This window comes from Microbacterium paraoxydans, from assembly GCF_018224615.1.
Lineage (GTDB): Bacteria > Actinomycetota > Actinomycetes > Actinomycetales > Microbacteriaceae > Microbacterium > Microbacterium paraoxydans_B.
Genome location: NZ_JAGTUK010000002.1, coordinates 281,999 through 304,353, shown reverse-complemented (window position 1 = coordinate 304,353; position 22,355 = coordinate 281,999). Strand labels below are relative to the sequence as shown.

Sequence of the window (22,355 nt, the reverse complement as noted above, 5' to 3'; positions counted from 1 at the left end):
TGGCGACCGGATGGGAGGCGCCTGGGGCGGAGGCCGCCCTCAGCCCAGCAGCGGGCGCTGCGCCGTGCGCTGGCGCTCGTACTCCGCCCGGGCCCGGCGAGCAGAGTCGGTCGCAGCCACCTCGGCGACCGGCACGTCCCACCAGCCCTCGCCGTCGGGCGCGTACACCGTCGGGTCGCTCTCCACGTGGATCACCGTCGTGCCCGGCGCGGCCTTCGCGGCCCGCACCGCCGCCCGCAGCTCCTCGATCACGGACGGCCCCGGCGCGACCTCGATCACCTCCACGCCGTAGCTGCGCGCGTTCATCGCCAGGTCCACCGGCAGCACCTCGCCGCGTCCGAAGTCCCGCGTCGCCGCGTCGTACCGCCGGTACTTGGTGCCGAAGCGCTCCGAGCCCACCGTCTCGGACAGGTGCCCGATCGACGCGAAGCCCTGGTTCTGGATCAGCACCACGATGAGCTTGATGCCCTCCGCCACCGCGGTCGCCAGCTCCGAGCTGAGCATGAGGTAGGAGCCGTCGCCCACCATCACCACCACGTCGCGGTCGTCGCCCGCCGCCTCCAGGCCACGCTTGACCCCGAGACCGCCCGCGATCTCGTAGCCCATCGTGGAGAACGCATACTCCACGTGGTAGCCGAGCGGGTCGCTGACGCGCCACAGCTTGTGCAGGTCGCCGGGCAGCGATCCGGCCGCCTGCACGATCACGTCCTCATCGGCCACCTCCGCCCGCACCGCTCCGATGATCTCCGGCTGGCCGGGCAGCTCCCGGCCGGACGGTGCCAGGGCGGCATCGACGACCGCGTCCCACTCCCGCTTCTCGGCCGCCGCCTCCGCCGAGAGCTCCGTGCGCACACGCGCCTCCCGCAGCTCCGCCGTCAGGGCCTCCAGCGCCTCGCGCGCATCCGCGACGAGCGGCAGCTGCGTGCCGTGCTTGTAGGCGTCGAACGGGGCCACGTTCACGTTCACGAACACCGCGTCCGGGTGCTGGAACGCCGACCGCGACGCCGTCGTGAAGTCGCTGTACCGCGTGCCCACACCGATGATCACATCGGCCTGCGCCGCGAGCCGATTCGCCGCGGTCGAGCCCGTCGCGCCGATCCCGCCGAGGTACTGCGGGTGATCCCACGGCAGCGAGCCGCCACCCGCCTGCGTCGTGCCCACCGGGATGCCCGTCACCTCCACGAACTCCCGCAGCGCCCGCTCGGCCTCCGAGTACAGCACGCCGCCGCCCGCCACGAGGAACGGACGACGGGCGCCGCGGATCGCCGCGACCGCCCGGGCGAGCGGCCCCCGCTCCGGCAGCGGACGCCGCACGTGCCACTCCCGCTCCTGCAGGAACTCGACCGGCACGTCCAGCGCCTCGGCCTGCACATCCTCCGGCAGCGCGATCGTCACCGCCCCGGTCTCCGCGGGATCGGTCAGCACGCGCAGCGCCGCCAGCGCCACCGAGAACAGCTGCTCCGGTCGCTGCACCCGATCGAAGAACACCGACACCGGGCGGAACGCGTCGTTGACCGTGAGCCCGATGTCGTGCGGCCGCTCCAGCTGCTGCAGCACGGGGTCGGCGACCCGCGTGGCGAACGTGTCGCTCGGCAGCAGCAGCGCGGGCAGGCGGTTCGTCGTGGCCAGGGCGGCACCCGTGAGCATGTTCGTGGCGCCGGGGCCGACGGAGGCCGTGCTCGCGAACGTCGCGCGACGCCGGTGCATGCGCGCGAACCCCACCGCCTGGTGCACCATCGCCTGCTCGTTGCGCGCCTGGTGATACGGCATCAGCTCGGGGCGGTCGAGGTTGTACTGCTGCAGCGCCTGCCCGAGGCCGGCGACGTTGCCGTGCCCGAAGATGCCGAACATGCCGGGGATCGTGCGCTCGCGGTGCTCGCCGTCCACCGTCCACTGCTGCGCCAGGAACTCGACCAGGGCCTGGCCGACCGTCATCCGCCTCGTCCGCATCACTGCGCTCCTTCTGCTCGGTAAGGGAGCCGGGGGTCGATGTCCTGCCCGGTCCAGCTGTCGCGCACCCACGCGTGCGCGGGGTCGTCGGTGATGAGCCAGACGCGCTCCCGGTCGGGCCCGGCCATCACGTTGAGGTAGTAGAGGTCGTAGCCGGGCGCTGCGACAGCGGGACCGTGATAGCCGTACGGCACCAGGGCCACGTCGCCCGTGCGGACCATCGCGGAGACGTCGATGTCGCCCGCGGTCGAGGAGTACGCCGCGAACATCCCGAACGCGTCGTCCGCCGCGTCGGCGCGACCGCCGTCGCGGGTGGGCGCCGCCTCGAAGTAGTAGATCTCCTCCAGCCGCGACTCCCGGCCCGGCACGTGCTCATCGTGCTTGTGCGGGGGATACGACGACCAGTTCTCCGCGGGCGTGAGCACCTCGCACACGATCAGCCGCTCCGCGTCGAGCGCCTGCGGGGTGCCGAAGTTGTGCACCTGACGGCTCGACCGTCCGGCTCCGCGCAGCTCGACCGGGGTCTCCGCGGCGCGGACGTGCCGCGTGGGATGCACGACCGTGGTCGGCGAGGACGCGACCGCGACCCGCCCGATCCCGCGGATCACCGCGGTCGCGGCGCTGGACAGGTAGAGCACGTCGGTGGGGCCGTGGAACACGGACGGCCGCCCGGCCAGCACGGTCTCCATCGCCGTGCCACCCTCGGTGTGCTCGACCGTGAACGAGCCGGCGAGCGGGACGATGAGGCGCTCGACCCCGGTGTCGGCGAGTTCGAGGACCTCCCCCTCGGCGAGCACCCCGACCCGCAGTCCGGTGTGCTCCCACCCGGGGAGGCGCTCGTCGACGATGCTCTCCCAGCCCTCGGCATCGAGCGCGCCGCGACGGTGGAACCAGGCGTCTCGTCCGGTCATGACCACTCCTGTCCGCGCATGCGCGTCGTGCTCAGCTGTTCTGCGGGAAGCCGAGGTCGATGCCGCCGTGGGTCGCCGGGTCGAGCCAGCGACTGGTGATGGCCTTCTCCCGGGTGAAGAAGTCGAACCCGTGCACACCGTACGCCTTGGCGTCGCCGAACAGGGACGCCTTCCACCCGCCGAACGAGTGGTACGCGACCGGGACCGGGATCGGGACGTTGACGCCGATCATGCCCACCTGCACCTCGTGCTGGAACCGCCGCGCGGCCCCGCCGTCGTTCGTGAAGATCGCGGTGCCGTTGCCGAACCGGCCCGAGTTGATCAGCGCGACGCCCTCCTGGAAGGTCTGCACCCGCACGACCGACAGCACCGGTCCGAAGATCTCCTCCGTGTAGGCGCGCGAATCGGTCGGGATCGCGTCGATCAGCGTCGGACCGAAGAAGAACCCGTCCTCGCGGCCGTCCACCGTGAGTCCACGCCCGTCCACCACGATGCGTGCGCCGTCGGCCTCGGCGATGTCGACGTAACCGGACACCTTCGCCCGATGCTCCGCACTGATCAGCGGGCCCATGTCCGGCTCGGCCGCCCCGTCGCCGGCACCGTCGCCCACGCGCAGCCGGCCGATCCGCTCCGTGATCTTCGCGATCAGCTCGTCGGCGACCGGCTCCACGGCCAGCACGACCGACACCGCCATGCACCGCTCGCCCGCCGCACCGAAACCGGCGTTGACCGCCTGGTCGGCGACCAGGTCGAGGTCGGCGTCCGGCAGCACCAGCATGTGGTTCTTCGCCCCGCCCAGGGCCTGCACCCGCTTGCCAGTGCGCGCAGCGGTCTCGTAGATGTACTGCGCGATCGGGGTCGACCCGACGAACGAGATCGACGCCACCTCGTCGCTCAGCAGCAGGCCGTCGACCGCCTGCTTGTCGCCCTGCAGCACCGTGAACACCCCGGGCGGAAGGCCGGCCTCGGCCCACAGCTCGGCGAGCCACAGCGCCGCCGAGGGGTCCTTCTCGCTCGGCTTCAGGATCACGGCGTTGCCCGCGGCGATCGCGACGGGGAAGAACCACATCGGCACCATCGCCGGGAAGTTGAACGGGCTGATGATGCCGACCACGCCCAGCGGCTGCTTCAGCGAGTACACGTCGATGCCGGTCGAGACGTTCTCCGAGTACGCGCCCTTGATCAGATGCGGGAACCCGGTGGCCAGCTCCACCACCTCCTGCCCGCGCAGGATCTCCCCCATCGCGTCGGACAGCACCTTGCCGTGCTCGGCCGTGATGATCGCGGCGAGCTCGGCCTTACGGGCATTCAGCAGCTCACGGAACGCGAACAGCACGCCCTGCCGCTTCGCGATCGACCACCCGCTCCACTCCGCGAACCCGCGCCGCGCCGACGCGATGGCCGCCGCGATCTCAGAGTCGTCGGCCAGGGCCACCCGACCCGTCTGCACCCCCGTCGCCGGGTTGAACACCGGGACCGTGCGTCCGCTCGCCGACGCCGCACGGGCGCCGTCGATCCAGTGGCCGATCACGGGGAGGTCGGTGGTCATGCGTGTCCTTCGGGGTCAGGCCGGGAGGCCGGGGTGGACGAGGGAGGCGGCGACGTCGATCGCGGACGCCACGTCGATGTCGGAGGAGTACAGCAGCGTGCGGCCGACCGTGAGTCCGCGCACACCGGGCAGCGACAGGGCGTCCTCCCACGAGGAGAACGTGTCGTCGGGGTCGGCGCCGGCGTCGCCGCCCAGGAGCAGCACCGGAAGCGTGGTCGCCGCGAGCACGCGCTCCATGTCGTCGACCACGGGCAGCTTGAGCCACGTGCTCGCGCTGCTCGCACCGAGTCCGCTCGCGATCGCGATCGACAGCATCACCGCGTCGGGGCTCAGGTCGTTCACGATGCGGCCGTCCACGCGGCGGCTCAGGAACGGCTCCAGCATGATCGGCAGCTCGGCACGGGCGGCCGCGGTCACCGCGTCGGCGGTGGACGCGAGCGTGGGCGCGGTGCCGTCGTCGTCGAGGTTCACGCGCAGCAGCGCCTTGGCGAAGTCGATGCCCGAGTCGACCATGGCCGGCACGTCATACCCCGTGTAGCGGTCGTCCATCTCGAAGCTCGCGCCGCGCAGCCCGCCGCGGTTCATCGAGCCGACCACGATCTTGTCGTCGAGCAGGCCGAGCACCGCCAGGTCGTCGATGATGTCCGGCGTGCCCAGCACCCCGTCGACCCCGGGGTGGCGCAGCGCGATCGCGAGCCGGTCGAGCAGCTCGTAGCGGTCGGCCATGGCGTAGGGCTCTCCGCCCACGGCCAGGGCTCCGCGTGCGGGGTGGTCGGCGGCGATGATGAACAGGCGCCCGTCGCCGCGGATGATGTCGCGGCGGCGGCGTGCGGCCAGCAGCTCGCGGATCGCCCGCGGGGACTCGGCCCGCACGGTGCGCAGCCGTTCGAAGTCCTCTTGCGTCAGTGCTGTCATGTCACGCATCTCCGTTCACGACCTCCGCGATCTCGCGCTCGGTCGGCATTGCCGTGGAGCACTCGCGGCGACCGGCGACGATGCCGCCCGCCACGTTGGCCCACGTCAGGGTCTTCTCCAGCGGCCACCCGGCGAGCAGTCCGTGGCACAGGGCTCCGCCGAACGCGTCGCCCGCGCCGAGGCCGTTGACCACCGCGATCCGGCGCGCCGGGATCTCGACGCGTTCCGTGGCGGACTTGGCCAGCACGCCGCGCGGCCCCTGCTTCACGATCGCGAGCTGCACGCCGCGGTCGAGCAGCGCGTCGGCCGCCCGCTCCGGGTCGCTCTCGCCGACCGCGACCTCGCATTCCTCGCGGTTGCCGACGGCGACGGTCGCGAACTCGAGCGCGCGCTGCACCCAGGGCCGCGCGGCCTCGGCCGACTCCCAGAACATCGGGCGGTAGTCGAGGTCGAACACGGTGTGGGTCGTGCGGCCCCGCAGCGCCAGCAGGTCGAGGTGGGTCGTGCGGCTCGGTTCCTCGCTGAGCCCGGTCGCCGTGAACCACACCAGCGCCGCGTCGCGCACCGTGTCGGCGTCGACGTCGGCGGATCGGATCTGCAGGTCGGGCGCCGAGGGCTCGCGGTAGAAGTAGAGCGGGAAGTCGTCGGGCGGGAAGATCTCGCAGAACGTGATCGGGGTCTTGTAGTCCGGGTCGGTGGGCACGAAGCGAGGGGACACCCCGAGCCGCTCGAGCTCGGCGCGGAGGTAGCGGCCGAACGGGTCGTCACCCACGCGCGACAGCAGCGCCGTGTCGTGGCCGTACCGGGCGGCGGCGACCGCGACGTTGGCCGCGCTGCCACCGAGGTACTTGCCGAAGCTCGTGACCTCGCCCAGCCCGATGCCGTCCTGCAGGGGGTAGAGGTCGACGCCGAGCCGTCCGATGCTGAGGATCTCGGTGATCCGCGCTCCGTCCGTCATCGTCCCTCCTTCCCTGCTTGTGTTTGTCCTAACATTAGCACTATTGCACTCTCGTCCGTCGGAACCGTCACCGGATTGTGCGCCGCAGGCTGAACACGCCGCCGCCCGCCACCCGTGCGCCCCGCGTGTCGAGCTCCGACTCCTGCACCTCACCGCGCAGGTCCACACCGTTCCACGAGCCATCGGTCGCCAGGGCCAGCTCGCGCTCCCCGTCGAGGTAGTTCACGAAGCGCAGCTCCGCCTCGTCGTCCACACGCCGCGCCGACTCGAGCACCACATCACCCGACAGCTCCACCCGGAACGCGGGCTCGGGCAGCGTGCCGTCCGTGTCGCCCGTTCCGCGCACCACGAGCGGGTCGTGCCGGAACAGGTCGGACGCCCGCACCGCGGCCGCGTCGTCGGCGCCCACCAGGATCGCCAGATCGGTGTGCACGGCGACCCCCAGGTACTGCGCCCCTGGCACCGGGATCTCCGAACCCGCCGGCTCGTCGCGCAGCGGATGCAGGTTCACGCTCATCATGCCCACCGAGCGCGACAGCGTCACCGCGAGCGCATCCGGGGCGCCCGGCGTGGACACGAGCTCGTACTCCGACAGCTTCTGCACCAGCACCGCGGTGTCGCCCGCGGCGGCGAAGCGGTACGCCGGATAGGTCGGCAGCGGGAACTCGCCCCAGCCGCCCTCGGCCTCGCGCCCGCGCACCGTGAGCCCGTACTGTCCCGCGCTGCGCGACGACTCCAGCCCCGCCGCACCCGTCGGCACGAGCACCCGCAGCCGATGATCCGACGCGGTGTTGACGTAGTCGATGCCCACCCGCACGAACCCCTCGCCCTCGCGCAGCTCGACCGTGGTCTCGGTCACGAGCGGCACCGTGGCGGCGCTGCGGCGACGGTCGGCGTCGAGACGCTCCGGCAGGTCGTACACGCGCCGGATGCGCAGCCGCCCGCGCAGCGGACCCTCCTCGGCCACCGTCACCTCGACCTCGCGCGGCGCGGTCACCGCGGACGCGGGGTCCACCGGGCCGTAGTTGTACGAATCGCCGCAGTCACCCTCGTCCACCAGCGCCAGCGCGCCGTCGACGGTCGAGCCGTCCGCGCCCTCGATCCGCACCGTGCCGTCGGGGTTCACCGTGACGGTCAGCGCCGCGTTCGACAGCGAGGTCGCCGTCACGCGCACCGGGTCGAGCGGGGCCGGCGCCGAGGTCTCCGACACCGCGGCGAGCGCGACACCGTCGAGGTCGACCGCCAGCAGCGCCCGGTGCCGCGGGTCCGCGATGGTCTCCACGTGCCACAGGTCGTCGCCCGTGGGATCGGCGGCCACCCGCTCCTCCAGCTCCACCGTGAACGCCGCCAGATCCCACACCCCGCGGGGGCTCTCGGCCACCTCGAAGCGCAGCGACCGCTCGCCCCACGTATAGCCGTTGATCTGCTGGCCGAACAGCTCACGGCCGTGGATGCGGCGCAGGAGCTTGGGGAGGTCGGCCGTGCGCAGGCGCTCGTCGCCCAGCACGGTCGGCAGCGGGTCGAGCACCTGCACGCCCGGCGACAGGGCGGCGGGGTCGACGCCGTGCAGCGTCACCTCGACCTGCGCGCGGCGGGCGAAGCCGGAGGGGTTGAACACCAGGTGCTGCGCCGGGGTCACGGCCGCGGCCACGTCGCGCAGCACGCTGTCGATCACACCGCGGGCGATGTGGCCCGCGGTGTGGATGCGGGTGCCCACCTGCTCCGCGGTGGCGTCGACCCCGCACCCGGTGACCGAATCGTGCGCGGTGCTCTCCACCAGGCGGTACCACGCGGTGTCGAAGAACGACCGGTGGTCGCGCGTGCCGTAGAGCAGGTCGAGACGCTCGGCCGCGGTCAGCGCCTGCTCCGAGCGGGCCATCTCCCGCTTGAGGTTGGTGCGGATCGAGAACACGCCGGGCAGCAGGTTGCCGCGGGCGTGCGAGCGCATCTCCCCCCGCACCTGCGGCAGGGCGGCGAGCGCGTCGGCGTCGGTCGTGTAGCGCGCCAGGTGCTCGTCGAGCGTCGCGATGGACAGGCGCGGCTCACCCCCGGCGGCGTCGTAGTCGCGGATCACCTCGGCCAGGTCCTCGGGCGGCGCGGAGTGGTCCGTGCCCAGCATCGCCAGCACCGGGTCGTCGCCGTACCAGGACGCAGTGCGGGCGGCGTAGTCGGGCGCGAGCGCGGCGAGCTGACCGGGCAGCGCGAACATGTCGAGCCCGTTGCCGTAGCCATCGAACAGGTACTCGCAGCGCACCGTGTCGCCATTCGGGGCGACCCAGGCGAACGCGTGCTCCTGCACATCCCCAGGCACACCACGCCACAGGGCGCTGTGACGGATGCCGAAGCCCGCCAGGATCTGCGGCATCTGCGCCGCATGACCGAACATGTCCGGCAGGTAGCCGACGGGCATGGTGCGGCCCAGTCGGGCGCTCGCCGCGCGGCCGAGCTCCAGGTTGCGCACGATCGTCTCGCCGTCGCAGCCGAACTCGTCGAGCAGGATCAGGAACGGGCCGATGCTCAACTGCCCGCTCTCGACCAGTGCCACCACGCGGTCGCGCATGTCGGGACGCATCTCCAGGTAGTCCTCGATCGCGGCGGCCTGCCCGTCGAGAGTGAACCGGTACGCGGGCTCCGCCTCGAGGATGCCGATCAGACGGTCCAGCATGTGCACCAGGCGCAGGCGGAACACGTCGTGCGGCTCGTACCACTCGCGGTCCCAGTGGGTGTGGGGGACGACGACGATCTCACTGCTCACGGGCGGGGGCTCCTGTCTCTCGGAGGGAACGGTGACGTGCGCTCAGGCGCACAGGGCGGCGATGCTGCGGTCGGGGTGCAGCAGGTAGTAGGGGCCGGCGGCGGGGTCGCCGTCGAACGGGGTGCGGTCGCCGTGCACGGAGCGGCGTGCGCCGGCGCCGTCGACGAGGATCAGGCCGTCGGCGTCGATCGCGAGCAGTTCGCCGTCCACCCGCAGCAGCACGGGCGCCGTGAACAGTTCTGGCACGGTGAGACCGTCGCGCACGGTCACGCCGCCCATGATGGCGGTGCGGCCGGCAGCGACCCCGGCCAGGATCGCCTCGGCCGAGTCGTCCTCCGCCGCGACCCACGTGGTCGGGGTGCCGGGGCCGATGCCCTGGCTCTGCATGTGGAAGTCGGCGCCGCCGAGCAGCACCGCACCCTTGTCCCAGCGCTCGTGGAACGCCAGCGGCGACGTGGCGATCAGCTCGCGGTACCACGTGGAATGCCACAGCTCGATCGCCCGCGGGGTGCGCTCGAGCGGATGCAGCCAGGAGCAGTCGCCCGAGATGGGGTGGTTCACGCTCAGCACGCCGCCACGGCGCTCCACCTCGTCCACCCACTCCTGGGCCGGACGGCGGAAGTCGATCCAGCCGATGTCGCCGAAGGCATTCGCGTGACCGCGGTGCGTGGTGACCTCTTGGCCCGGCAGCAGTGTGATGCCCTGCTGCGCGCCGACGACCGGCAGGTGCGCGTGATGGCTGACGGTGTTGTGGTCGGTCACGGACAGGAAGTCGAGCCCCGCGCGGACGCCCAGCGATGCGAGCCCCGCGATGCTCTCGTGGCCGTCCGAGTGCAGGGTGTGGCCGTGGAAGTCGCCGGCATACCAGCGCAGTCCGGGGGCCGCGGGCAGGTTCCGGCTGCTCCCGCGCGGCACCCCGTCGATGCGCGGGGGCACCGGGCCGTGGTCGATGCCCGACTCCGCGGGGAGCAGCACCTCCACCGTCGCGTCGGTGCCGCCGTCGGGGAGCCGGTGCACGCCGAGGATGACGCTCCACTCCCCCTCCTCCGGACGGCCGGGGAGGTAGCCGGGCGTGGCGTCGTCGCCGCGGATCACGAAGTCCTGCCGCGATCCGCCCGACCATCCGCGCCACCCCGCCGCGCCCTCGCACCCGAGGTCGATCACGGCCGCCTCGGTGTCGTACGACAGGCGCACCTCGAGCGACTCGGTGCCCGCCGGCACCTCGAACGGCACCCGCACGTAGCGGTCCTCGTTCTGCCGCTCGTGCGTCAGGCGCAGGGTGGTGCGGAGGCGGGCCATCAGCCGATCCGCTCGGTGGTCTCGGCGTCGAACAGCAGGGCGCGGCGCTGCTGCGGCACGATCCAGCCGCGGTCGCCCGCCTCCGGCTCGAGCTCCTCCGGCACGACGACCTGCAGCTTGTGCTCGCCCGCGCTCACCAGCACCAGGCTGGTCGCGCCGAGCGTCTCGGTCACCACGACCTCGGCGGGGATACCGTCGGCCACGGGCTCGGTCGTCCAGCGGAGGTACTCCGGGCGGATGCCCCAGCTCACGGCCTGCCCCTCGCGCACGGCCGTCGCGGCCTCGTCGGGCACGGACACCTCGGCGTCACCGATCCGCACGCGGCCGCCCGCGACCGTGGTCTCCAGAAGGTTCATGGGCACCGAGCCGATGAACCCCGCGACGAACGTGTTGTTCGGTCGGTGGAAGATCTCCCGCGGCGAGCCGATCTGCTGCAGCTTGCCCGCCTTCATGACCGCGATCCGGTCGGCCAGCGCGAGCGCCTCGGCCTGGTCGTGCGTCACGAACACCGTGGTCACCCCGAGGTCGCGCTGCAGCTCCTTGAGGAACGTGCGCGCCTCGAGCCGCAGCCGCGCGTCGAGGTTCGACAGCGGCTCGTCCAGCAGCAGCACATCGGGGCGCGTGGCGACCGCGCGCGCCAGGGCCACACGCTGCTGCTGCCCGCCGGAGAGCTGGCCGGGGCGACGCTCGATGAGGCCGTTGAGCGAGAGGCCGTTCGCGACCGACTCGGCCGTGGTGCGCCGCTCGTTCTTCGCGACGCGGCGGATGCGCAGCGGGTAGGCGATGTTGTCGGCGACGTCCATGTGGGGGAACAGGGCGTAGTCCTGGAACACCATGGCCACGCCGCGCTCGCCGGGCTCGGCGTTCGTGACGTCCTTGTCGCCGATCGTGAGGCGGCCGGACGTGATGCTCTCCAGGCCGGCGATCGAGCGGAGCAGCGTCGTCTTGCCGCAGCCGGAGGGGCCGAGGAGGGCGAAGAACTCGCCGTCGGCGATCTCGACGTCGACGCTGTCGACCCCGCGCACCCCGCCGGGGTACTCCTTGACGAGTTGGGTTGCAGTGATGGCGGCCATCAGGACTTGATCCCTCCGTGGAAGCGGAAGCCGTAGCGGCGGTTGACGAAGAAGTAGATGAGGAGGACGGGCACCGAGAAGACGAGCGAGAACGCGGAGATGAGCCGCAGATCGGCCTGGCCGCTCTCGGTGTAGAACGTGTACATGAGCACGGCGGCCGGCTGCATGTCGGGCGTGCGCAGCAGCAGGAACGGGACGAGGAAGTTGCCCCACACCTGCACGATGGTCCAGATCGCGATGAACGCCAGCCCCGGCCGCGCGATCGGCACCACCACGTCCTTCAGGATGCGGAACGGACCAGCGCCGTACAGCCGCGCCGATTCCTCGTACGACTTCGGGATCGAGTCCATGAAGTCCTTGAGGATGAAGATCACGGTGGGCAGGATGCCGCCCGCGAGCACCAGGATCACCCCGACGTGCGTGTTGATCAGCTGCAGCTGGTTGATGAGCTGGAAGGTCGGCACCATGGCGGCGGTGCCGGTCACGATCGACGACAGCAGCAGCAGTCCGTAGAGGATCCCGTCGCGCCCCGGGATGTTGATGCGGCTCATGGCGTACGACGCGAGCGCGCCCAGCACGATCACGAGCGCCATGGTCCCGACGCCGAGGATCAGCGAGTTGAGGATCGACTTCAGCGCGTAGGGGTTCTCCGCCAGGCGGGCGAAGTTGTCGAGGGTCCAGTCGGGCCAGGACACGGTGAGCGAGGGCGTGGCGTCGAACGGGGCGAGGATCAGCCACACCATCGGCAGCGCGAAGAACAGCGACACGAGCACGAGCACGAGCGTGAACAGGATGCGGGAGACGAAGTGGGTGACCGAGCGGTCGCGCGCGACGGTCTTGATGGTCGCCATCATGAGCGCACCTTCTCCTTCTTCTTCTTCGGGCTCGCGCCGCGGGAGACGCGTGTGTACATCAGCGCGATCACGAGGTTGATCAGGAGCATGATGAGCGAGATCGCGGCGCCGAGGCCGAGCTGACCGCCCGGGATCGCGGTCTGGTAGATGTACACCGAGAGGATGTCGGTCTGCCCGTTCGGGCCACCGGCGGTGAGCAGATACGGCGTGAACGTGTTGAACGTCCACAGCGTGATCAGCAGCGTGTTGGTGAGCAGGTGCCCCTTGATGTTGGGCAGGATCACGTCGCGCAACTGCTGCCACGTGTTGGCGCCGACCATGCGGGCGCTCTCCAGCTGCGACGGCGGCACGGCGCTGATGGCGGAGGAGAACAGCTGCATCGAGAACGCGGTCCCGACCCAGATGTTGAAGATGATGATGCACTCCATCGGGTGCTCGATCAGCCACGCGGCACCCTCGGTCCCGAGCAGCGCGTTGAGCGTGCCGGTGCGGCGGTCGAGCAGCGCGAGCCACAGGAACGAGGCGACCGAGGCGGGGATGACCCATGCCGCCAGCACGAGCGTCTCGATGACGGTCTTGATGCCCGGCCGGACGTTGCGCAGCATCCAGGCGAGCGCGAAGCCGAGCACGGTCTGCCCGATGATGCCCGAGACGAGCACGAACACGAGCGTGAGCCAGAGGGAGTTCCAGAACCGGGGGTCGTTCAGCGCGGTGGAGAAGTTCTCCAGGCCGACGAACTGCGGGTTGGCCGCGGCGAAGCCGGTGAGCCGGTAGTTCGTCATCCCCAGGTAGACGGTCCAGATCGCGGGGAAGAGGAGGAACAGTCCGATCAGGAGCAGGCCGGGCGCCGCGAACAGCGTCGCCCTGGCGCGTCCGAGACCGGCCACGTCCTCCGCGCGGCGCCGGCGGGGAGCGCGGACGCTCCCCGCCGGCATCGTTGCATTCGTCATGGTCACTCGGAGATCGCGTCCGGTCCCACGACGCCTTCGAGACCACGGACGTAGGTCTTCAGCGCATCGTCGACCGAGGTTCCGGTGGCGACGTCGAGCGTGGCCTGCTGCAGCAGCACCGACACCTGCGGGTACGCGGCGAGACCGGGCCGGTAGGCCGTGATGGGCAGCACTTCCTCGCTCACGAAGGTCAGCATCGGGTCGGACGACAGCAGCTTCTCGTTCACGTCGTTGCGGGGCGAGATCGACAGCGTGCCGGCTGCACGGGCCTCGTACGCCTCGGGCGAGTTCATGAACGCGAGCAACTCCCACGCCAGCTCGGCGTGCTTCGAGTTGGGGTTGAGCACGCGGCCGGTGCCGCCGGACATCGACACGAAGTCCTGCCCCTTGATGCCCTCGCCCGGTTCGACCGCGGGGATCTTGGCGTAGCCGACGACCTCGTCGCGGTTGGCCATGGGCGCGGTGCCCACGCCCTCCGCCGGGTTGATCACGGAGCGCCAGAAGTAGTCGCCCTCCAGGAGGATGCCGATCTTCCCCTCGGCGAACAGCTGGAACGACGTGTCGCGGCCGGAGGCCTCCTGCTGCAGCACGGGGTCGCCGAGGCCCTCGTCGACGTAGATCGTCTTGTAGAGGTCGAGCACCTCCTGCATGCCGTCGGTGGCGCCGATCCACTTGCCGTCCTCGTACACCTGCTCGCCCGTGCCGACCAGCATCGGCAGCAGACCCTGCATGGTCGTGGCCTCACCCATCGCGGTGCCCGCGTTGAGCTGGATGGGCGTCACGCCGTCGAGCTTCTTGAGGTCCTTCGCCGCGTCGAGGATGTCGTCCCAGCTCTCCGGCGCCCAGTTCTCGTCGAGTCCGGCCTGCGCGAACAGGTCCTTGTTGTAGTAGAGCACCCGGCCGTCCGCGCCCTGGGGCACGCCGTAGCGGTCGCCGTCGAACGACAGCGCGCTCTGCACGGCGTCGGGGATCTGGCCCCAGCCGTCCCAGTCGTCCACGGCGTCGCCGCCCACTTCGGCGAGCGGCTTGATGTAGCCGGCCTCCGCGAACTCGCCGACCCAGATGCCGTCCATGCCGATGATGTCGGCACCCTTGCCGGACTGCAGGTCGAGCGCGATCTTGGTCTTGTAGTCCTCGTCGTCGACGCCCTGGGGCTGGAACTCGACGGTGACGTCCTTGCCCTCCTCTTCCATGGCCTTCTCGAACTCGGGGACGACCCAGTCCGCGATCCAGTCGGCCTCGGCGGCGTTTTTCCCTCCGGTGATGGAGTTGGTGGTGAGGGTCAGGGTGACGGGGCCCGTCGACTCCTCGGCCTCGGGCTCCGATCCTCCGGAGCAGCCGGCCAGCACGACCGCACCGACGGTGGTGAGGGCGAACGCCGCGAGCAGGCGGCGCTTTCCTTGCGTGACCATTTCCGACCTTTCTTGTCGTTGATCGCCGAGCGGTGGCGCTCGGATTCGGGTGTTGCGGGATGGCTACTGCGCGGCTTCGGCGCCCTGGTCGAGCGCGTGGCCCTTCGAGAGCGCGAGCGCGCGGATGATCCGCTGCCCGACGCGCACGTCGGCGACCGACTCCTCGACGCTCGCCCCGTCTGGGCGTTCGCCGCGGACGAGGGCCGCGAGCGCGTACAGCTCGTTCTCGAATGCTTCCTGTTGCATCCACCGCGATTCGCTCACGCGGATGCCGAGCTCCGGGTGACTCTCGGTCACGCGGAGGATGGTGGGGAGGTTGGTCACGTACGGCACGCCGAAGACCAGCTCGATGGATCCGGTCTCGTGGTGGAAGGTGACGGTCTCCTGGTAGTCGGGGTAGCCGTCGATGTAGTGCCAGTCGACGGTCCACGGGGTCTCGTCGCGGGCGAGCGTGCCGCGGACGTGCACGGAGCCCGGCATCTTCGGGCCCCAGTGCTGGGCGAACGCCACCTCGCCGAGTCCGCCGACGAGCGAGCGCAGCAGCCCGACGTCGTGCACGATCGACCCGAGCACGACGTTGGTGTACAGCGTGCGGAGGTCGCCGGGGAGGTCGGCCCCCACGGCGCCGTCGACGATCGCGGAGGTCGCGGCGAGCAGGGGCTCGATGGTCTCGCGGGGCACGTCGCCGGTGGGGGCGGCGAGGCGCGCGTACGCGAGCTGGGAGCCGTCGAGAGGATGCATGACCTGCACGTCGATCGCGCGCAGGGTCACGTCGGCGAGCAGTTCCTTGGCGCGCAGCGACGCGGTGTCGTACTCCTTCATGTAGCCGACGCGCACCCAGTCGCGCAGGTCGATGCCGGCCTCGCGTCCGTGGGCGGTGAGCTCGTCGAGTTCGGCGAGCGAGTAGGCGAGCGGCTTCTCGGCGAGCACGCGGATCCCGGCCCGGACGAGCCGCAGGGTGTCACCCGCGTGCGAGCCCGTGGTGGCGAGGATCGCGGCGTCCACCTCGAGCTCCCCGGCGGCGGTGGCGGCGACGAGCTGATCGACCGAGGTGAACTGCTGCGCGGCGGGCACCCCGTAGCGGGCGCCCATGTCGGCCGTGCGCGCGGCGGACAGGTCGACGAGCGCGGCGATCGCGAAGTCCTCGGCATTGCGGCGCAGCAGCGGGAGGTGCACGCTCTGGCTGATGGCTCCGAGGCCGATCACGGCGACCCTGGTCACGGCGGCGCTCATGCGAACCACCGCCGCAGGGCCTCGCGGTTGGCGGCCTGGTCGGTCACGGCACGCTCGACGTCGGCGGCCGAGCGCGGCACCACGTCCTGCTCCACGATCAGCCAGCCGCTGTAGTCGCTCGCGACGATCTCGTCGAGCAGCGCGTCGACCTCGAGGTCGCCCTGGCCGAGCGGGACGAACACGCGCTTCTCCCACACCGATCGCATGGGGTCGTCGGCCGCAAGCGCATCGCGGAGCAGGGCCGTGCGGGCGTCTTTCAGGTGCAGGTGGTTGATGCGGTCGCGCCACCGCCGGAAGTCGGGCAGCGGATCGCCGCCGCCGATCAGCAGGTGACCGGAGTCGAACGTGAGGTCGACGTCGGTCGAGGCCAGGAGCGCGTCGATCTCCTCCGGCGTCTCGACGTGGGTGCAGGCGTGGTGGTGGAACGTGGGCTCGAGGCCGCGGTCGCGCACGCGGGCAGCGGCGACGTTGACCCGCTCGGCGAAGCGCTCCCACGCGGCGCCGCGCAGCGTGAGCTCGGGGGCTCCGCCGGGGTGCGCCTTGCGCGCGGGGCTGCCGGCGTCGGCGAGCGTGGGCAGCGGCGCGAGGACCTGTCCGCGCTCGGCCGCCGTGACGAACACGTCGAGGGTCCGGTCGAGGGCGGTGATCGCGGCGGCGAACTCGTCGTCGTCGGCAGTGAGCGGCAGGTCGACCCAGCCGCCCGCGAGGTCGAGGCCGTGGCGGGTGAGGCGGTCGTCGAGCTCGGCATCGAGGCCGAGGAGTCCGAGGGGTCCGAGGTCGATGCCCTGGTATCCGGCGTCGCTGATCCAGCGGGCGAGCTGCTCCCCGTCGGGGAGGGCCACGAGGTCCGGTCGAGCGAGTTCGAAGACTCCGTAGCTCACCGGCGCGTTCGCGATGCGGATCACGCGTTTTCCTTTCTCCATTGAACGGTTCGGACCCAGGTCCGTTTCGAATGTTAGCAGGTCATGACATATGCATCAATCGTCCTCGGAGAAGCCCTGCACCACAACGGAGCGGACCCCGTCGAGGCGCGCGATGGCGTCGATCAGCTCGGAGCGCGACGCCGGCTCGGCCTCGGCGAACTCGAGCGTCGCGCGCATGTCCGCCTCGCCGTGGATCCGCGCGGCGCCCAGCAGCGTGGCAGGCAACCCCCGGCGCTCGGCCGCCGCGAGAACCTCGCGCAGCGCGCCCCGTTCGGCTTCGTACTGCAGGGTCACGCGCAGGCGCTCCGGCTCGGGGCGCACGCGGTCGCGCAGTCGCGACAGCGGCCCCACCGTGAGCAGGTGCAGTGCGGTTCCGGCGATCGCGAGCAGCGGCATGTTCGCGCCGCAGGCCATGCCGATCGCCGCCACCACCCAGATGGTCGCGGCCGAGGTGAGACCGGACACGGCGTTGTTGCGCACGAAGATCACTCCTGCGCCGAGGAACCCGATGCCCGACACGACCTGAGCGGCGATGCGGGAGGGATCGACGGCCACCTCCGGACCCAGCACACCCTCGAACCCGTAGGCCGAGATGAGCGTGAAGATCGCCGAGCCGAGACCCACGAGCACGTGCGTCCGGAGCCCTGCGTTCTTCTGTTTCCGGGAGCGCTCGACGCCCACGGCCAGCGACAGCACGAACGCCAGCCCGAGGAGCCCGAGCTCGACGAGCAGGTGGGGATCCCACCCGAAGCTCACGCTGCTCCCGTCATGTCAGCACAATAGCACTTTAAGCATCCGACGGGCCCCGCCGCCGCGACCTCTCACCACGACCCCGCCCCGCCCGCGGAATACTGCGGGTGAGCCCCGTCTGGAGTGGATCGTATGATTGTCGCTACAATGTGACTCCCCTGACACAGAGCGGAGGCATCCATGGCCGATGTCGTCACCCCGTGGCCCCACGAACTCTTCGCGGATATCGACCGCACGGGCCCCGTCCCGCTCTACTTCCAGGTGTCCACGCGGCTCCAGAGCGCGATCCAGTCGGGCGCGATCCCCGCGGGAGCGCGGCTGGAGAACGAGGTCTCGATCGCCGAGCAGCTCGGCCTCTCCCGGCCCACGATCCGCCGCGCCATCCAGGAACTCGTCGACAAGGGCCTGCTCGTCCGCCGCCGCGGCATCGGCACCCAGGTCGTGCAGGGCTCGGTCACCCGGCAGGTCGAGCTGACCAGCCTGTACGAAGACCTCCAGAGCGCGAACCATGAGCCCGGCACACAGGTGCTCACGCATGAGGTGATCCCCGCGACCGACGACGTCGCGGCCGCGCTCGGGCTCGAGCCGGGCACGGAGGTGCTGCATCTACGGCGGCGGCGGAGCACCGACGGCGTCGCCGTGGCCGTCCTGGAGAACTATCTGCCGCGAGACCTGGCCGACATCTCCACCGAGCAGCTCGAGTCGCGGGGGCTCTACCAGGTGCTGCGCGCCAGGGGGGTCGCGATCCGCATTGCCAAACAGAAGATCGGCGCCCGTCGCGCGGAGGACGACGAACCCGAGCTGCTGGAGATCGAGGCCGGCGGCCCCGTGCTCACGATGGAGCGCATCTCGTTCGACCAGTCGGGCGCCGCGATCGAGTTCGGACACCACTGCTACCGGCCGGACCTGTACAGCTTCGAGACCACGCTCGTCGCGAAGTAGCGCAACTTGTAATGACAAGTTGCGGTGCGGAAGAATGGACGCATCCCCTCGATCAAGGAGCGCCATGTCCGACCGTCTCGCCCGCGCCCGCGCCACCGGTGTCCTCGCCGTTCTGCGCGCCCCCTCCCCCGAGCTCGCGCTGGAGGCATCGGAGGCGATCATCCGCGGCGGTGTGACCGGCATCGAGGTCACGTACTCCACGCCGGACGCCCCCGCCGTGATCCGCGAGCTCATCGCGCGCCACGGTGATGCGGCCTACGTCGGCGCCGGCACCGTCACGACCCCGGAGCAGGCGGCGCAGGCGGCCGACGCCGGAGCCGAGTTCCTGGTGAGCCCCGGCACCCTCCCCGACCTCACCCGCGCGATGCTCGACACCGGTCGCGTCGTGATGACCGGCGCCCTCACGCCCACCGAGGTCATGGGTGCGCTCGACCTCGGCGTCGACGTGGTGAAGATCTTCCCGGCCACGCTCGGCGGCCCCGCGTACCTCGGCGCCCTCCGCGGCCCGTTCCCCGACGCACCGCTCATGCCGACCGGCGGCGTCAAGCCCGACAATCTCGCCGACTGGTACGCCGCGGGCGCGGTCGCCGTCGGCGCGGGCGGAGACCTCGCGAACGGCGCGTCGATCGCCGCGTCCGACTGGGCCGACCTCGAGCAGCGCGCCGCCCGTTTCGCCGCGGCGCTCTCCGCCGTCCGGGGCTGATCGACCGCACCCGTCCGCGGCTTTGGTATACCAGAGGTATGCGGATGCGACGGGTCGCACTCTCGGCCGGCCTCGCGGGGGTCGCGCTGCTCACCTCGGCGTGCACGGGCATCACCGCCGCGCACCCGACCGCACCGACCACGGAGGCCCCGATGACCCCTGCCACTCCCGCCCCGCTCGACGCCACCGGCGCCCTGCTCGACGCTGCCGCCCGCGGTGACGCCGCCGCCGTGCGGGCTGCCCTCGACGCCGGTGCCGACATCGAGGCCAGGGGCGACGGCGGCATGACCGCCCTGGTCGCGGCCACCAAGGCGAACCACGTCGAGGCCGCCACGGCCCTGATCGCCGCGGGCGCCGACGTGAACGCCAAGGACGACATCCAGGACTCGGCCTACCTGTACGCCGGGGCCCGCGGTCACGACGAGATCCTGCGGCTGACGCTCGACAACGGCGCCGACCTCACCAGCACGAACCGGTTCGGCGGAACGGCCCTCATCCCGGCGTCCGAGCGCGGGCTGCTCGACACTGTGCGCATCCTGCTCGACGCCGGGGTCGACCCCGACCACGTGAACAACCTGGGGTGGACGGCGCTGCACGAGGCGATCGTGCTCGGCGACGGCTCCGCGCGCTACGTCGCCGTGGTGCGCGCACTGCTCGACGGCGGTGCCGACCCCGGCATCCGCGACGGCGACGGCGTGCTGCCGGTCGACCTCGCGACCGCCCGCGGCTACCGCGCGATCGCGGACGAGCTGCGCCGGTGATGCCGCTCGACCCCTGGGCCTGGGCGGCGCTCGGCCTGGCGGCGGTCGTGATCGGCATCTCCAAGACCGCGCTGCCGGGCGGCAGCATCCTCGCGATCGCCCTGTTCGCCGCCGTGCTCCCCGCTCGCACCTCGACCGCGGCCACGCTGCTGCTGCTCATGGTGGGCGACGTGTTCGCGCTCCTCGCCTACCGCCGCCACGCGCACTGGCCCACCCTGCTGCGCCTCGCGCCGGCCGTGATCGCCGGGCTGCTGCTGGGCTTCGCGTTCCTCGCGCTCACGGGCGACGAGGTGGTGCGGCGGGCGATCGGCGTGATCCTGCTGCTGATGATCGCGGTCACGCTGTGGCGGCGGTGGCGGCAGTCGCGCGCCGAGACGACGGTCACCGCGCGCGGCGGCCTCGTGCTCGCCGGGGCCTACGGCACCCTGGGCGGCTTCACCACCATGGTCGCGAACGCCGGCGGACCGGTCATGTCGATGTACTTCCTGGCGACGCGCACGCCCGTGCAGGTCTTCCTCGGCACCTCGGCCTGGTTCTTCGCCATCATCAACGTGATCAAGGTGCCGTTCCTCGCCGGCATCGGACTGTTCACCGGGCCCGTGCTGCTGACGGACGCGCTGCTCGCGCCGCTGGTCGTGCTGGGTGCCCTGCTGGGGTTGCGAGTGGCGCGCCGGCTGAACCAGCGCCTGTTCGACCGCATCGTGATCGCACTGACGATCCTCGGCGCGCTGTACCTGCTGATCTGAGGCGCACGCCGCGTTCGCGGTTCAGTCGAGGAAGATGTCGGGGAACAGCGCACTGTCCGGGGTGCCGGGCACCGCGGCGTAGCGCGAGAAGTCGGTCACGCCCTCCGCTTCCAGCACGTCCTCCACGATGAGCGACTGCCCGGTGTAGGTGGCGGCCGGCTGGTTGAGCACCGCGTAGGCGGCGTCCGCGTAGATGTCGGCCGTGCGACTCGCCGCCATCACCCTGTCGCCGCCGAGGAGGTTCTGCACCGCCGCGGTCGCGATGGTCGTGCGGGGCCAGAGCGTGTTGGCGGCGATGCCGTCGGACGCGAACTCGGCCGCGAGCCCCAACGTCACCATCGTCATGCCGAACTTGGCGAGCGTGTAGCCGGTGTGCGCCCCGAGCCACTTCGGGGTCGGGTTGAGCGGCGGCGACAGCGACAGGATGTGCGGGTTCTCCGCGTCCTTGAGGATGGGCACGGCCGCCCGCGACAGCAGGAAGGTCCCGCGCACGTTGACGTCCTGCATCAGGTCGTACTTCTTGGCGGGAAGGTCGAGCGAGCGCGACAGGTCGATCACGCTGGCGTTGTTGATGACGACGTCGATGCCGCCGAACTCGCCCTGCGTCTTCATGACCGCTTCGGTGATGTCGTCGTCCTGGCGCACGTCGCCCACGATCGGGAGCGCCTGCCCGCCCGCGGCCCTGATCTGCTCGGCGGCGGTGTGCACGGTGCCCTCGAGCTTGGGGTGCGGGGTGTCGGTCTTGGCGAGCATGGCGATGTTGGCGCCGTCGGCGGCGGCGCGCAGGGCGATCGCGAGGCCGATGCCGCGGCTGCCGCCCGACATCAGGATGGTCTTGCCGGCGAGTGACATGGGTTCTCCTTCGGGGCGGGGGTCAGCGCGGGGCCATGCGGATGGCGCCGTCGAGGCGGATGGTCTCGCCGTTGAGGTAGCCGTTCTCGACGATCTGCTGCACGAGGGCGGCGTACTCGTCGGGGCGACCGAGGCGGGCGGGGAACGGCACCTGCTGGCCGAGCGAGTCCTGCGCCTCCTGCGGCAGCCCCATCAGCATCGGGGTCTCCATGATGCCGGGGGCGATGGTGCAGACCCGGATGCCGTGGCGGGCGAGCTCGCGCGCGATCGGCAGGGTCATCGCGTGCACGCCCCCCTTCGAGGCGGAGTACGCGGGCTGGCCGATCTGCCCGTCGAACGCGGCCACGCTCGCGGTGTTGACGATCACGCCGCGCTCCTCGTCGTGCAGCTCGTTCTTCGCGATCACGGCCGCGGCCTGCGAGATGACGTTGAAGGTTCCGACGAGGTTGATCCGCACGATGCGCTCGAAGTCGGCGAGCACGGCCGGGTTGCCGTCACGGTCGAGCACCTTGGCGGGCGGGGCGATACCCGCGCAGTTGATCACGACGCGCAACGGGGCGGCGGCCTGGGCGGCGGCGACCGCGGCCGCGACCTCGTCGACGCTCGTGACGTCGGCCGGCACGAAGATGCCGCCCAGTTCCTCCGCGATCTCGGCGCCGGCCGAGGTGGGAAGGTCGATGATCGTGACGTGGGCTCCGGCCGCGGCGAGGCGGCGCGCAGTGGCGAGCCCGAGACCGGAGGCCCCTCCGGTGATGAGGGCGCCCTGTCCGCTGATCTGCATCTGAGGTTCTCCTTCGAACGTCGTCGTGCGACATGCCT

The 22,355-nt window shown here is 71.5% G+C and carries 20 protein-coding genes; 4 read left to right on the top strand and 16 right to left on the bottom strand.

Annotated elements, in window-relative coordinates; genetic code table 11:
- Positions 1 to 39: 39 nt before the first annotated feature.
- From iolD to KE274_RS07005, 14 genes are all read right to left on the bottom strand, one after another.
- Positions 40 to 1,950: a 3D-(3,5/4)-trihydroxycyclohexane-1,2-dione acylhydrolase (decyclizing) gene (iolD, locus tag KE274_RS07070; RefSeq protein WP_249186129.1), complete on the bottom strand. Its 1,911-nt coding sequence runs from the start codon at positions 1,948 to 1,950 to the stop codon at positions 40 to 42.
- Positions 1,950 to 2,861, bottom strand: coding sequence for a 5-deoxy-glucuronate isomerase (gene iolB / locus KE274_RS07065; RefSeq protein WP_211542231.1), 912 nt, complete (start codon positions 2,859 to 2,861; stop codon positions 1,950 to 1,952). The genes iolD and iolB overlap by 1 nt, the downstream gene beginning before the upstream one ends.
- Positions 2,862 to 2,892: 31 nt before the next feature.
- Positions 2,893 to 4,410 (bottom strand): CoA-acylating methylmalonate-semialdehyde dehydrogenase, encoded by a 1,518-nt coding sequence (locus KE274_RS07060; RefSeq protein WP_211542228.1) that lies wholly within the window; start codon positions 4,408 to 4,410, stop codon positions 2,893 to 2,895.
- A gap of 15 nt (positions 4,411 to 4,425) precedes the next feature.
- Positions 4,426 to 5,325, bottom strand: a complete 900-nt coding sequence (locus tag KE274_RS07055; protein ID WP_249186128.1) for a Cgl0159 family (beta/alpha)8-fold protein — start codon at positions 5,323 to 5,325, stop codon at positions 4,426 to 4,428.
- A 1-nt stretch (position 5,326) separates the two neighbouring features.
- Positions 5,327 to 6,283 (bottom strand): 5-dehydro-2-deoxygluconokinase, encoded by a 957-nt coding sequence (gene iolC / locus KE274_RS07050; protein WP_211542224.1) that lies wholly within the window; start codon positions 6,281 to 6,283, stop codon positions 5,327 to 5,329.
- Positions 6,284 to 6,350: 67 nt separating this feature from the next.
- A complete protein-coding gene (locus tag KE274_RS07045; RefSeq protein WP_211542222.1) occupies positions 6,351 to 9,038 on the bottom strand; it encodes a hypothetical protein in 2,688 nt (895 codons plus the stop codon).
- Between the two features lie 42 nt (positions 9,039 to 9,080).
- Positions 9,081 to 10,337, bottom strand: coding sequence for a CehA/McbA family metallohydrolase (locus KE274_RS07040; RefSeq protein ID WP_211542220.1), 1,257 nt, complete (start codon positions 10,335 to 10,337; stop codon positions 9,081 to 9,083).
- Positions 10,337 to 11,410, bottom strand: a complete 1,074-nt coding sequence (locus KE274_RS07035; protein ID WP_211542218.1) for an ABC transporter ATP-binding protein — start codon at positions 11,408 to 11,410, stop codon at positions 10,337 to 10,339. The genes KE274_RS07040 and KE274_RS07035 overlap by 1 nt, the downstream gene beginning before the upstream one ends.
- Positions 11,410 to 12,264, bottom strand: coding sequence for a carbohydrate ABC transporter permease (locus tag KE274_RS07030; RefSeq protein WP_211542217.1), 855 nt, complete (start codon positions 12,262 to 12,264; stop codon positions 11,410 to 11,412). Before KE274_RS07030 ends, KE274_RS07035 begins: the two co-directional genes overlap by 1 nt.
- A complete protein-coding gene (locus tag KE274_RS07025) occupies positions 12,261 to 13,214 on the bottom strand; it encodes a carbohydrate ABC transporter permease (RefSeq protein WP_249186127.1) in 954 nt (317 codons plus the stop codon). The genes KE274_RS07030 and KE274_RS07025 overlap by 4 nt, the downstream gene beginning before the upstream one ends.
- Before the next feature lie 2 nt (positions 13,215 to 13,216).
- Positions 13,217 to 14,626, bottom strand: a complete 1,410-nt coding sequence (locus tag KE274_RS07020) for a sugar ABC transporter substrate-binding protein (RefSeq protein WP_211542215.1) — start codon at positions 14,624 to 14,626, stop codon at positions 13,217 to 13,219.
- A gap of 63 nt (positions 14,627 to 14,689) precedes the next feature.
- On the bottom strand, positions 14,690 to 15,859 hold the full coding sequence (locus KE274_RS07015; RefSeq protein WP_211542213.1) for a Gfo/Idh/MocA family protein: 1,170 nt from the start codon (positions 15,857 to 15,859) through the stop codon (positions 14,690 to 14,692).
- Positions 15,856 to 16,764, bottom strand: coding sequence for a sugar phosphate isomerase/epimerase family protein (locus KE274_RS07010; protein WP_211542211.1), 909 nt, complete (start codon positions 16,762 to 16,764; stop codon positions 15,856 to 15,858). Before KE274_RS07010 ends, KE274_RS07015 begins: the two co-directional genes overlap by 4 nt.
- Before the next feature lie 72 nt (positions 16,765 to 16,836).
- Positions 16,837 to 17,538 carry an MgtC/SapB family protein gene (locus tag KE274_RS07005; RefSeq protein ID WP_211542209.1) on the bottom strand — a complete coding sequence of 234 codons (702 nt, stop codon included), beginning with the start codon at positions 17,536 to 17,538 and terminating at the stop codon, positions 16,837 to 16,839.
- Between the two features lie 174 nt (positions 17,539 to 17,712).
- Between KE274_RS07005 and KE274_RS07000 the strand changes: the two genes are divergently transcribed.
- The 4 genes from KE274_RS07000 (at position 17,713) to KE274_RS06985 (ending at position 20,684) form a co-directional block, all read left to right on the top strand.
- The gene (locus KE274_RS07000; protein WP_211542207.1) at positions 17,713 to 18,474 is read left to right on the top strand and encodes a GntR family transcriptional regulator; all 762 of its coding nucleotides are present in this window, start codon (positions 17,713 to 17,715) and stop codon (positions 18,472 to 18,474) included.
- 64 nt (positions 18,475 to 18,538) lie between these two features.
- Positions 18,539 to 19,177 (top strand): bifunctional 4-hydroxy-2-oxoglutarate aldolase/2-dehydro-3-deoxy-phosphogluconate aldolase, encoded by a 639-nt coding sequence (locus KE274_RS06995; RefSeq protein ID WP_211542205.1) that lies wholly within the window; start codon positions 18,539 to 18,541, stop codon positions 19,175 to 19,177.
- Between the two features lie 44 nt (positions 19,178 to 19,221).
- On the top strand, positions 19,222 to 19,938 hold the full coding sequence (locus KE274_RS06990; RefSeq protein ID WP_439957711.1) for an ankyrin repeat domain-containing protein: 717 nt from the start codon (positions 19,222 to 19,224) through the stop codon (positions 19,936 to 19,938).
- The gene (locus KE274_RS06985) at positions 19,938 to 20,684 is read left to right on the top strand and encodes a sulfite exporter TauE/SafE family protein (RefSeq protein WP_211542202.1); all 747 of its coding nucleotides are present in this window, start codon (positions 19,938 to 19,940) and stop codon (positions 20,682 to 20,684) included. The genes KE274_RS06990 and KE274_RS06985 overlap by 1 nt, the downstream gene beginning before the upstream one ends.
- Positions 20,685 to 20,705: 21 nt before the next feature.
- Here the strand turns inward: KE274_RS06985 and KE274_RS06980 are convergent, their stop codons facing one another.
- Together KE274_RS06980 and KE274_RS06975 are read right to left on the bottom strand one after the other, a co-directional pair.
- Entirely contained in the window at positions 20,706 to 21,536 is an 831-nt protein-coding gene (locus tag KE274_RS06980) for an SDR family oxidoreductase (protein ID WP_211542200.1), read from the bottom strand.
- Positions 21,537 to 21,558: 22 nt separating this feature from the next.
- Positions 21,559 to 22,317, bottom strand: coding sequence for an SDR family NAD(P)-dependent oxidoreductase (locus KE274_RS06975; protein WP_211542198.1), 759 nt, complete (start codon positions 22,315 to 22,317; stop codon positions 21,559 to 21,561).
- Positions 22,318 to 22,355: the final 38 nt, after the last annotated feature.